8 protein-coding genes are annotated in these 12,191 nt (G+C 72.2%); 5 read left to right on the top strand and 3 right to left on the bottom strand.

The window, feature by feature from the left end:
• Positions 1 to 173 precede the first annotated feature (173 nt).
• Complete coding sequence (locus ACSHXN_RS27500) at positions 174 to 1,394, bottom strand: ROK family transcriptional regulator (RefSeq protein WP_355135084.1); 1,221 nt, start codon at positions 1,392 to 1,394, stop codon at positions 174 to 176.
• 851 nt (positions 1,395 to 2,245) lie between these two features.
• On the opposite strand from ACSHXN_RS27500, the gene ACSHXN_RS27495 reads away from it, so the two are divergent.
• Complete coding sequence (locus ACSHXN_RS27495; RefSeq protein ID WP_355135086.1) at positions 2,246 to 4,183, top strand: amylo-alpha-1,6-glucosidase; 1,938 nt, start codon at positions 2,246 to 2,248, stop codon at positions 4,181 to 4,183.
• Between the two features lie 785 nt (positions 4,184 to 4,968).
• On the top strand, positions 4,969 to 6,624 hold the full coding sequence (locus ACSHXN_RS27490; RefSeq protein WP_356293509.1) for a hypothetical protein: 1,656 nt from the start codon (positions 4,969 to 4,971) through the stop codon (positions 6,622 to 6,624).
• Positions 6,625 to 6,636: 12 nt separating this feature from the next.
• On the opposite strand, the gene dusB is transcribed toward ACSHXN_RS27490, so the two are convergent.
• Entirely contained in the window at positions 6,637 to 7,800 is a 1,164-nt protein-coding gene (dusB, locus tag ACSHXN_RS27485; RefSeq protein ID WP_355135088.1) for a tRNA dihydrouridine synthase DusB, read from the bottom strand.
• Positions 7,801 to 7,898: 98 nt separating this feature from the next.
• Between dusB and ACSHXN_RS27480 the strand changes: the two genes are divergently transcribed.
• Complete coding sequence (locus ACSHXN_RS27480) at positions 7,899 to 9,344, top strand: MFS transporter (RefSeq protein WP_355135090.1); 1,446 nt, start codon at positions 7,899 to 7,901, stop codon at positions 9,342 to 9,344.
• Positions 9,345 to 9,348: 4 nt separating this feature from the next.
• Here ACSHXN_RS27480 and ACSHXN_RS27475 read toward each other — a convergent pair whose 3' ends face one another.
• Entirely contained in the window at positions 9,349 to 10,266 is a 918-nt protein-coding gene (locus ACSHXN_RS27475) for a helix-turn-helix transcriptional regulator (RefSeq protein ID WP_383353755.1), read from the bottom strand.
• A gap of 113 nt (positions 10,267 to 10,379) precedes the next feature.
• Here ACSHXN_RS27475 and ACSHXN_RS27470 point away from each other — a divergent pair, with 113 nt between their 5' ends.
• Both ACSHXN_RS27470 and ACSHXN_RS27465 read left to right on the top strand, forming a co-directional pair.
• Complete coding sequence (locus ACSHXN_RS27470) at positions 10,380 to 11,807, top strand: MFS transporter (RefSeq protein ID WP_359449276.1); 1,428 nt, start codon at positions 10,380 to 10,382, stop codon at positions 11,805 to 11,807.
• A 97-nt stretch (positions 11,808 to 11,904) separates the two neighbouring features.
• Entirely contained in the window at positions 11,905 to 12,111 is a 207-nt protein-coding gene (locus tag ACSHXN_RS27465) for a hypothetical protein (RefSeq protein ID WP_355135092.1), read from the top strand.
• The last annotated feature ends 80 nt before the right edge of the window (positions 12,112 to 12,191 follow it).

Raw genomic sequence — 12,191 nt, 5'->3', positions numbered from 1 at the left:
GTGGCACTCAGTGCCACTCCTTGGAGAAGTGCAGCCGGACATGATCCGCTCATCTGAGCGGAGCCCCTATCAAGGGTGGCGAGAATCACGCTATACGGAGCGGTCCGGTTTCACCATGTGGACGGGGATCCGGGCGGAAACACGGCTTTCCCGTCGCAGGCTGCGGACGCCCCTCACACACCGAGCGCGAGCAGCCGCTCCTCCACCCGGTCCGGGGCGTAGAGATGCTCGACGACCAGGGCACCCGCCCCCACCAGGCCCGCCCGCTCCCCGAGCGGCGAGGTCACCACGTCCAGATGCGCGGTGGAGCGCGGCAGCGCCCGCTGGTACAGCAGTTCCCGCAGGCCCGTGAGGAAGGGGGTTCCGGCCAAATCCCCGGCGATCATCAGTACTCCCGGATTCAGCAGCGTCACCACGGTCGCCAGAACGTCCCCGACCTGCCGCCCGGCCTCCCGGGCGAGCGCGGCGGCCTCCGGGTGCCCGGCGGTCAGCAGGTCCCGTACGTCCGATCCGGAGGCGGCCGGAACGCCCGCCTCCGCGAGCCGTCGCGCCACGGCTCCGCCGCTCGCCACGGCGGCCAGGCAGCCGTAGGAGCCGCAGCGGCACAACGCCTCCGCGCCCGCGGGGACGCGGATGTGCCCGATGTCCCCGGCGCCGCCGTCGATGCCGCGGTAGATGCGCCCGTCGACGATCACACCCGCGCCGATACCGGTGGAGACCTTGACCAGCACGAAGGCCGAGCAGTCCGGATGTCCCGTGCGCTGTTCGCCGTAGGCCATCAGATTGGCGTCGTTGTCGACCAGGACGGGCACGTCGGCGCCGGAGCGCGCATGCTCGGCGAAGGCCCGGCCCAGCCGCCCCCGGATGTCGAAGCCGTCCCAGCCCGGCATGATCGGCGGCTGGACGACCCGGCCTGTGTCACGCTCCACCGGTCCGGGAACGGCGAGCCCGATCCCGCAGACCTCCTGCGCCCCGCGCCCCGCCTTCGGGAGCAGTTCGGCGAACCAGCGGCCCAGCTCCCCGAGGACGGCGTCCGGGCCGTCCTCGACGACCAGGGGCGCGGAGTGCTCCGCCAGGATCTCGCCGGCCAGGGAGAGCACCGCCGCGCGGCCGTGTCGTGTGTCGAGGTCGGCGGCCAGCACCACCGCGTGGGCGTCGTCGAACTCCAGGGTGATCGAGGGGCGGCCGCCGAGCGGGGAGCCGACCGGTCCACCCGCACCCTCGCGCAGCCAGCCGGCGCGGAAGAGCCGGTCGAGGCGCTGACCGACCGTGGCCCGGGACAGCCCCGTGGCCTGCTGCAGGGCACCCCGTGTCGTCGCGCGGCCGCTGCGCACCAGCTCGAGCAGATCTCCCGCACTGGCCTGACCGCCCGCCTTCCCGGCCCTCGCGCTCATGCGCACCCCCTTGCGTTCGTCAACCTTGCATTACATGCTGGGTTTTGCGCGTCAAATAGACGTAACTCTACGGTAGCTGGGGCCGAACCGCTCGGCCGGACGTCGTTCGGGGAGACCTGAGTGGACCGCACAACCCGACTCACCGCCCACCGCACGGGTGCCGTGGGCGCCGCCGGGCCGCCGACGGCGCCCGGTCCGCGGGAGGACATCGGCCCCGGGTCCGGTGCATACCGTCCGCCCGGGCCCGTCGGGTCCTTGCACAGGTCCTTGCACACCGGGACGTCCACCCTGCCGTCGCGCGGGCCGTATCCGCACCGGCGCTCCTGGGACTCGGCGTTCATCGTGCGCGGGCCGCGTCGGCCGTCGCCGCCGCGGAATGAGCCGGAGACACCGCTCGGCGTCCGGGCGCCGGGACGGGCGGATCGTGTCCATCGCTCCCGACCTCTCCACGCCGCTGGACTGCTGGTTCCCGGGCCCCGGCTTCCGTCGCGCCCCGGCCGACGGGCGCGCTGCGGGCGCCCCGCGCACCGTACAGACCCCGGGCGTCGCGCGGCCACCGGTGCACGCGCCGGCCGCCCGGGCGGTGCACCGGTCCGTGCCCCGGCCGTCCCGGACACGCGGCCTTCCGTCCCGGCTCCACCGGGGTCGGCCTCCTGGCCCGGATGGCCGCCGCACCGCCGCCACCCGGGCGGTGCCGGGCTCGCCTCGGCGATCCCGGGCCGGAAGCGGGGTCCCGGAGTCGCTCGGCGAGGGTGTCCCTGCGAAGGAGACCGGTCGCGGGCCGGGCTGCTGTCCGTGCCCTCCATGGGCATCGACACGTTCGACAGGAGTGACGAGGAAGGGGACCGGGGATGACGGACCGGCATCATCTGCTCGTGCGCGGCGGGACGTTCGCCGCCGTGGGCGACAGCGGGGACATCAGCGGGGTGCGGGGCGTCGGTTCCCCGGCGGGGTTGTTCGTACGCGACGCACGGCATCTGAGCCGGTGGCAGCTCACCGTCGACGGAGCCGTGCCGGAGACGCTCGCACCGGTCGCCGGCGGGGACACCGCCCGCTGTGTCCTGGTGCCGCGCGGCGGCCGAGACGAGCCGCCCGCGCACACCCTCTTCCGTGAACAGGCCGTCGTCGAAGCGGCATTCGTGGAGTCGCTCCGCGTCACCAGCAACCGCCCGGTGCCGACCACGGTGCGCGTCGCGGTCACCGCGGACGCCGACTTCACCGACCAGTTCGAACTGCGGTCCGACCACCGTACGTACGCCAAGTCGGGTGCCGTTCGCTCCCGTCAGGTCCTCGAGGACGGCGTGGAGTTCGGCTACCGGCGCGGCGAGTGGTGGTCCCGTACGACCGTGACGGCGGACCCTCCGCCGGACGCCGTGGAGGAGACCGGCACGGGCGCGCGCCGCCTCTGCTGGACGCTGGACCTGGAGCCGCACGGCTCGACACACCTCGCGTTACGGGTCGCGGCACGGCCGCACGGCGCGGCAGCGGCACCCTCGATCCCGGCGTCCCCGGCCGTCGCAGGCGGCCAGTTGCTCGCACTGGAGGGCGAGTTCATGGAGGACGTGGCCTTCGCCACCGGCCGGCCCGAGCTGGCGGCTGCCTGTGCGCGGGGACTGTCCGACCTCGCCGCGCTCCAGGTTCCGGCGACGGGCCCGGACGGGGAGGAACTGCACGTGCCCGCCGCCGGGGCGCCCTGGTTCCTCACGCTCCTCGGTCGCGACGCACTCCTCACCTCGCTCTTCGCCCTGCCCTACCGTCCCAGGTCGGCCGCGGCCACGCTGTTCGCACTCGCCGCGACCCAGGCGACCGCGGTGGACACACGGTCGGTGGCCCAGCCGGGGAAGATCGTGCACGAGGTGCGGCACGGGGAGCTGGCGCACTTCGGGCAGGTCCCCTACGGGCGGTACTACGGTTCCGTCGACGCCACCCCGCTGTTCCTCGTGCTGCTCGGCGCGTACGTCGAGCAGACCGGTGATGTGACGGCCGCCCGCCGCCTGGAGCCCCATGCCCGCGCGGCGATCGGCTGGATGCTGGACCACGGCGGGCTCACCTCGCGTGGCTATCTCCTCTACCGCGCCGATCGGGGCGGCCTCGCCAACCAGAACTGGAAGGACTCCCCCGGCGCCATCTGCTGGGCCGACGGCAGCCGTCCGGGCGGCCCGGTGATGGCGGCGGGCGCCCAGGGGTACGCGTACGACGCGCTGCGCCGCACCGCGCATCTGGCGCGCACGGTGTGGGACGACGAGGTGTACGCGGCGCTTCTCGAGCAGACGGCCGGAGATCTGCGCGACCGGTTCCAGCGGGACTTCTGGATGGACGCGCGCGCCTTCCCGGCGCTGGCCCTGGACGGTGACGGCCGTCAGGTCGACGCCCTCGCGTCGGACGCGGGCCATCTGCTGTGGTCGGGTCTGCTGGACAAGGAGTACGGGGAGCTGGTGGGCCGGCGCCTGCTGGAACCCGACTTCTTCTCGGGCTGGGGTGTGCGCACCCTGGCCGCCGGTCAGGCCGCGTACCACCCGATGTCGTACCACCGCGGCTCGGTCTGGCCGCACGACAACGCGCTGATCGCGCTGGGGCTCGCCCGCTACGGGCTGCACGACGAGGCCCGCACGGTCGCGCACGGGCTGGTCGACGCGGCCATGGCGACGGGGCACCGGCTCCCGGAGGTGCTCGCCGGGTACGGCCGCGACACCCATCCGGAGCCGGTGCCGTACCCCCACGCGTGCGTCCGCGAATCCCGCTCGGCGGCGACGCCGCTGGCCCTGCTCACCGCGGTCGGGGGCGCCTGACCCGGCACCGAACCGTGTTGACCTGGGATTTGCCGAGTGTTTGCCGGGCGCTGGGGCGCCCTGTTTGAACACATCCGTGCGAGCGCCCGTACGGGATGACGGCGGGTCCGGCCTCCCCAGCGTGGCCCGCCCCTCCACCACGGGCTTCGCACGGAAGGACCCTCGGGTTGCCTCTCAACACGCGCTCACCACAGAAGACGGACAAGGCTGGGGCAGCCACGGACGAGGCACTGCCGGGGGAGGCGGAACGGTCGGAGACGGCGGAGGAGCAGCTCCAGGGCCCGGACGCCGGGTCCGAACCGGCCACCGGGTCCACCGCGTCCGTACCCGCACCCGCCCGGGAGCCCTCACCGGAACCCGGGTCCGACGCCGTGTCCGAACAGGAGGAGGCCACCACCGCGCAGGCACCCGAGCCGGACGCCGACGCCACCACCGCGCAGGTGCCCGAGCCGGACGCCGAGGCCACCACCGCGCAGGCACCCGAATCGGAGAGCAGCGGCGAATCCGCGACCGGCGGGGCGGCGAAGGCCGGGACGGAAGCCGGCGACGGCCGGGCCGAAGCCGACGGCACCGACACCCCCGCCGACACCGAGTCGACTGCCACCACCGCAGACCCCGACGCACCCTCCGCCGAAGCCGACTCCGATGCCACCACCGCGGACACCGACGCACCCGCAGCCGGCACAGTGGACGGCGGGGCCGCCGCCGAAGGAGACTCCGACGCCGCGGCGGACGGCGGCGCCGACGCCGACCCGCCGCCCGCCGCCCGTCCCCGGCCGCGCCGTCTGCGCAACTGGCGTGCCGACCACCCCGTGGCCGCCCGCGCCATCGGCATCACGGTCACCGTGCTCGCCGGTGCGCTCGTCGTCGCCTCGCTCCTCCTGCCCAACAAGCCCTACGTCCGGCCCGCGTTGTTCCTGAGCGTTCCGGTGGAGGCGCTGATCGGCGCCGTCGTGCTGACCGCGCTGCCGCGGCGGCCGCGGCTGGTCCTGGCCTGGCTCGGCGGGATCGTGCTCGGTGTGCTGACCCTGCTCAACCTGCTCGACATCGGCTTCTACCAGTACCTCGGACGAGGCTTCAACATCATCCTCGACTGGTCGCTCTTCGCCGACGCCTACGCCTACCTCAAGGACACCCTGGGCGGCACGGGAGCCCTGGGGGCCCTGGCAGCGGTCATCGCGCTGGTCCTGTTCATACCGGCCGTCTCGGCGCTGTCCGTCGTCCGGGTCAGCAATGTGATGGCCCGGCACCGTGCCGCCACCACCCGTACCGTGCTCGTCCTCAGCCTGGTGTGGATGACCTCCACGGCCCTCGGCCTCCAGGTCGGCGGCACGCAACTGGCCTCGGACCGCACCGTCACGCTGCTCCAGGCACGTGCCGAGAACGTTCGCACCACGCTCCGCGACGAGCGGGAGTTCACGAGGACCGCGCAGGCCGACAAGTTCGGCAACACCCCTGCCTCCCAGCTCGTGCCCGATCTGCGCGGCAAGGACATGATCTTCACGTTCATCGAGAGCTACGGGCGCAGTGCCGTCGAGGACCCGATCATGGCCCCCGGCGTCGACAGGACGCTCGACGCGAGCACTCAGGCCCTGGCGCAGGCAGGCTTCCACGCCAAGAGCGGCTGGCTGACGTCGGCGACCTACGGCGGCAGCAGCTGGCTCGGGCACTCCACGTTCATGTCGGGCCTGTGGGTCGACAACCAGCAGCGCTATCGCACGGTCACCTCGAGCGACCATCTCACCCTCACCGAGGCGTTCAAGAAGACCGGCGCCTGGGACACGGTCGGCATCATGCCCGGCGTGCAGAAGGGCTGGCCGGAGGCGAAGTGGTACGGCCTCGACAAGGTCCGCAACGCCTTCCAGCTCGGCTACCAGGGCCCGAAGTTCAGCTGGTCGACCATGCCGGACCAGTTCACGCTGGAGCAGTTCCAGAAGCTGGAGCACAGCAAGAAGCGGGACAAGCCGCTGGCCTCGTTCGTCATCCTGACGTCGAGCCACCAGCCCTGGGCGCCGATCCCCAAGATGGTCGACTGGGACCAGCTGGGCAACGGCTCGATCTTCGACGCCATCGAGAAGGCGGGCACCAAGCCGGCGGACGTCATCGCCGACTCCACCCGGTCGAAGGAGGGGTACGGCAAGTCGGTCCAGTACTCGGTGACCGCCCTGACCCAGTGGCTCGAGCGCTACGGCAACGACAACACCGTGCTCGTCTTCCTCGGCGACCACCAGCCGATCTCCCGGGTGAGCGGGAACCACGCCAGCCGGGACGTGCCCTGCGCGATCGTCGCGAAGGACCCGAAGGTGCTCGACAAGATCGCCGACTGGGGCTGGACGGACGGCCTGCGGCCCGCCCACAACGCCCCGGTGTGGAAGATGAGTTCGTTCCGCGACCGCTTCCTGACGGCGTACGGCTCGACCCCGCATCCGTCGGGGCGCTGACCCCGCCGGGGCTCAGCCCCCGGAGGTGTCCAGCTCCGCGTCCTCGCCGACCCCCGCGCAGTCGTACGGGTCCTTCAGCCAGCCGTCCGGCAGCACCACGCGGTTGTTGCCGGACGTGCGGCCGCGGGGTCCGTCGGCGCCCACCGGCCAGGCCTGGTCGAGGTCGAGCTCGTCCAGGCCGGCCCGCAGTTCCGCGAGCGAGGAGGTGATCGCGAGCCGCTTGCGCATCTCCGAGCCGACCGCGAAACCCTTCAGGTACCAGGCCACGTGCTTGCGGAAGTCGATGACCCCGCGCGACTCGTCGCCGATCCACTCGCCGAGCAGGGTGGCGTGCCGGACCATGACGTCCGCGACCTCGCGGAGCACCGGCCGCGCGATGTCATCGGTCCGCCCCTCGAAGGCGGCCACCAGATCCGCGAACAGCCAGGGCCGCCCGAGGCACCCGCGGCCCACCACGACTCCGTCGCAGCCCGTCTCACGCACCATCCGCAGCGCGTCCTCGGCCGACCAGATGTCGCCGTTCCCGAGCACCGGGATCTCCGGCACGTGCTCCTTCAGCCGCGCGATGGCGTCCCAGTCCGCAGTGCCGCCGTAGTGCTGGGCGGCCGTGCGACCGTGCAGCGCGACGGCCGTCACGCCCTCCTCGACGGCGATCCGCCCGGCGTCCAGGTAGGTGATGTGGTCGTCGTCGATGCCCTTGCGCATCTTCATCGTGACCGGCAGGTCACCCGCGCCGCTCACGGCCTCACGCAGGATCGCCCGCAGCAGGTTGCGCTTGTAGGGCAGCGCGGAACCGCCGCCCTTGCGGGTCACCTTCGGCACCGGGCAGCCGAAATTGAGGTCGATGTGGTCGGCCAGGTCCTCTTCCGCGATCATGCGGACGGCCTTGCCGACGGTCGCCGGGTCCACGCCGTACAGCTGGATGGAGCGCGGCCGCTCGGTCGCGTCGAACCTGATCAGCTGCATGGTCTTCTCGTTGCGCTCCACCAGCGCCCGGGTCGTGATCATCTCACTCACGAACAGGCCCTTGCCGCCGCTGAACTCCCGGCACAGCGTGCGGAACGGCGCGTTCGTGATCCCGGCCATGGGGGCGAGCACGACGGGGACCCGCGCGTCGTGCGGGCCGATCCGCAGGGCCGGGTCCGTCGTGGTCGGGTTCGTCGTGGGCGTGGACATTCCCCCATTGTCACGTACATCGGCGGGTACTCGGCACCTGTGATCGTGTAGAGGTCATTAGTTAACCGCACTATCGACATCGGCGTACGATGGGTCCCATGCCCGAGCTCAGCCACCGACGACGTCTTCTGGTGCTCGCGATCTGCTGCATGAGCCTGCTGATCGTGAGCCTCGACAACACCGTCCTGAACGTCGCACTCCCCTCCATGCAGAAGGAACTGCACGCAAGCGTGTCCGGCCTGCAGTGGACGATCGACGCCTACACCCTGGTCCTCGCCTCGCTGCTGATGCTCTCGGGCTCGACGGCCGACCGCATCGGCCGCCGCAGGGTCTTCCAGGCGGGCCTCGTGATCTTCACGATCGGCTCGCTGCTCTGTTCCCTCGCCCCGAACCTGGACTCGCTGATCGTCTTCCGCATGGTGCAGGCCGTCGGCGGCTCGATGCTCAACCCGGTCGCGATGTCGATCATCACGAACACCTTCACCGACCCCCGCGAGCGCGCTCGCGCGATCGGCGTCTGGGGCGGTGTGGTCGGCATATCCATGGCCGCCGGCCCGATCGTCGGCGGGCTGCTGGTCGACTCGGTCGGCTGGCGCTCGATCTTCTGGATCAACCTGCCGGTGGGGCTGGCCGCGCTGCTGCTGACCGTTCTGTTCGTGCCCGAGTCCCGCGCACCGAAGGCCCGCCGCCCGGACCCGGTGGGCCAGCTCCTGGTGATCGCCCTGCTGGGCTCCCTGACCTACGCCATCATCGAGGCGCCCAGCTCGTCGGCCGCAGGCGTGCTGGCCTTCGCCGCGGTCGCGCTGATCGCACTGCTCGCCCTGCTGTGGTACGAGCCGCGGCGGGACGAACCCCTGATCGACCTGCGCTTCTTCCGATCGGCGCCGTTCAGCGGGGCGACGGTCGTCGCGGTCAGCGCCTTCGCGGCACTCAGCGGCTTCCTGTTCCTGTCCACGCTGTACCTGCAGAACGTACGCGGTCTGGACGCGCTGCACGCGGGCCTGTGGATGCTGCCGATGGCCGTCATGTGCTTCGTGTGCGCCCCGCTCTCGGGACGTCTGGTCGGCAGCCGCGGCCCGCGCTTCTCCCTCGTGACGGCCGGGATCGCGATGACGGCGAGCGGCCTGCTGTTCGCCGCCTTCGAGGCGGAGACGTCCGACGTCACGCTGGTGATCGGCTACGTCCTCTTCGGCCTGGGCTTCGGCTTCGTGAACGCGCCCATCACCAACACGGCCGTGTCCGGCATGCCCCGCACCCAGGCGGGTGTGGCCGCCGCCGTCGCCTCCACCAGCCGCCAGATCGGCGGCACCCTCGGCGTCGCGGTGGTCGGCTCGGTCCTGGCCTCGGGCGTGCACACGGGCCCCTACCGGGAGGTCTTCGTCTCCGCCGCACGCCCCGGCTGGTGGATCCTCACGGCCTGCGGGCTCGCGGTCCTGCTGCTGGGCGCCCTGACGACGGGTCGCTGGGCCCGCGGGACGGCGGAGCGCACGGCGGACCGGCTCCAGGCCTCGGAGATTCGGGACGCGGCGGGGGTCGGCGCGTAGGACGTCAGGCCGCCGCGCGCCCCCGCCCGAGGGCAATGGTCCGGAGCTGCTCGAGCCTCCTGCGCGACTCCTCGTCGGCCGGCGCGTACGTCACCATGCGCGCCCCGTTGTGCGGGCCGAGCCACAGGTCCGTGTGGTCCAGGTTCAGATGGCCCACATGGGCGTTGAGGAACTGCTTGCGCTTGGTCAGGGATCGCACCACCTCGTGCCGCTCCCAGGCCTCGCGGAACTCGGCGGACTCGGTCATCAGCCGCTTGAGCAGGATCTTCCATGCGGGCTCGCCCAGGTGTTCGGCCATATTGGCGCGGAACTTGGCGGCCATCAGGCGCATGGCGCCCTCGAGATCGACGGTCGCCGCCTGCCAGTCCGGGTTGGTGTAGCAGAGCACCATGCAGTTGCGGTCCATCGGAGGGACGGCGTCCAGATCGCACATCAGCAGCCCGTATGTGCGGTTGTAGGCGAGGATGTCGTACCGGCTGTTGGTGATGCAGGCCGGCAGCGGCTCCAACTGGTCGAGCACAATGCGCTGGGCGTCCGTGACGGACGAGCAGTGCGAGCCGGGGGCGGGGTCGACGGCCCCGGCCAGATTGAACAGATGGGCCCGCTCGCTGGCGTCGAGCAGGAGGGTGCGGGCGAGGGCGTCGAGGACCTGGACGGAGACCTGGATGTCCCGGGCCTGCTCCAGCCAGGTGTACCAGGTGACACCGACCGCGGAGAGGTGCGCGACCTCCTCCCGCCGCAGCCCGGGGGTACGGCGGCGCCTGCCGCGGGGCAGCCCGAGCTGTTCGGGGGTGATGTGCTCGCGCCGGTGCCGCAGGAAGGCGGCCAGTTCGTGCCGCCGCACCTCGGACGCCGGTGTCTCGTGAAGCCTGCGGTCCCCGGTCTTCCGGCTTGTCGCCGTCTCCTGCACCATGGTCGCCATGTCCTCAGCCTGCCGTGCCCCCGACCCTGTTGCCAGGTAGTGCTTGTACCAGGATAAGGACACTCTGGTACCACGCTGAGGGTCGACGGAGGCTCGACGGCGTGACCGAATCACTGTCTTCGACCCTGACCTCCCGTACCGCCCGCTCGCCGGTGACGGCACCGGGGCTGAGCGGGCTCGGACTCTTCACGGTGCTGCTGGCGGCGGCACTGCCGCTCATCGACTTCTTCATCGTCAACGTCGCCCTCCCGACGATGGGCAGGGACCTGCACGCGAGCGAGGCCGTCCTCGAACTCGTCGTCGCCGGGTACGGGCTCTCGTACGCCGTCCTGCTCGTCCTCGGCGGACGGCTGGGCGACCTCTTCGGGCGCCGCGAGTTCTTCCTGGGCGGTATGGCGGCCTTCGGCGTGACCTCGCTGGCGTGCGGACTCGCGCCCGACGCGTGGACGCTGGTCGCGGCACGTGTCGCGCAGGGCGCGGCGGCCGCGGCGATGCTCCCCCAGGTGCTCGCCACGATCCAGTCGGCGACCAGCGGCCCGCGCCGCGCCAAGGCGATGGGCCTGTACGGAGCCACGGCCGGACTCTCCATGGTGGCCGGGCAGATCCTCGGTGGTGTGCTCGTGGCCGCGGACATCGCGGGCACCGGCTGGCGCTCGGTCTTCCTCGTCAACGTCCCGGTCGTCGTCGTCGGCCTGTTCCTCGCCGCACGGACCGTGCCGGAGACCCGCTCCCAGCACCCCGAGCCGGTGGACGGCCCCGGCACCGTGCTGCTCGCCGTGGCGCTGGTCACCCTCCTCGCTCCGCTCACCGAGGGCCGCGCGGCCGGCTGGCCGCTGTGGACCTGGCTCGCGCTCGCCGTCTTCCCGTTCGCGGCCTGGGCGTTCTACGCGGTGGAGCGCCGCGCGGACCGGCACGGCCGTACGCCGCTGGTGCCGCCCAGTCTGTTCGCGCTGATGTCGCTGCGCCGCGGACTGGTGATGATCGTGCCGTTCTCGATCGGCTTCAGCGGATTCATGTTCGTGATCGCGGTGGCGCTCCAGCAGGGCGCCGGGCTCGGTCCGGTCTCGGCGGGTCTGGCACTGACGCCGATGGCGGTGGCGTTCTTCGTGGTGTCGCTGTGCGGACCGCGGCTGGTGGCCCGCTTCGGCACCCGGGTGGTCAGCGCCGGCGGTGCGGTCCAGGCGGTCGGCGTGACCCTGATGGTGCTCGCGGCCTGGCGCGCCTGGCCGCATCTGGGCGTGCTGGAGCTGCTGCCGGGCGCGGCGGTGGCCGGTGCGGGCCAGGCGCTCCAGCTCCCGGTCGTCCTGCGGCTCGTCCTGTCGGAGGTGCCGCCGGCCCGGGCGGGCGTCGGCGGCGGCGTCATGATCACCACCCAGCAGTCGGCGCTGGCGCTGGGCGTCGCGACGCTCGGTTCCCTGTTCCTGGCCCTGGTGCCGGGCCTGGGGATGCGGGACGCGCTGGTGATCACGCTCCTGGTCCAGTTGGCCGGGATCGCCCTGACGATCGCCCTGAGTCTGCGCCTGCCGCGGACGATCGGCTGACGCGCCGCGTCAAGTCGTCGTTCAAGAACCCCCATTGATCTTCCAGTTGCTGCACACTCCTTGCTGCGCAAGCGGACAGGTACTTCCTGGAGGCGTCATGCTGCAGATCAACACGAGCAAGGTCAGCCGCTGGGACCAGCACGGGCGGGAACACGTCGTGCGGGTCCAGCGGACCGGGGCGCAGCGCACGATCAGGTGCGACACGTGCGGCTGGCGCAAGAGCGCGCAGTTCCTTCCGTGGCTCAAGGCGGAGGAACACCTCGCCGAGGCGCACCAGGCGACCGTGGATCCCGCGGACGAGTAGCCAGTGCCCGGGGGACACCCGGTCGCCCGCGGGAGACGGTTTCCGGCTCCGGGCCCCCGGTGCAAGCCGGCGACGATAGA

Source organism: Streptomyces sp. HUAS TT11, from assembly GCF_051553595.1.
Classification (GTDB): domain Bacteria; phylum Actinomycetota; class Actinomycetes; order Streptomycetales; family Streptomycetaceae; genus Streptomyces.
Note: the sequence above shows the minus strand (reverse complement) of the source record. Positions and strands in the feature narration are given on the sequence as shown.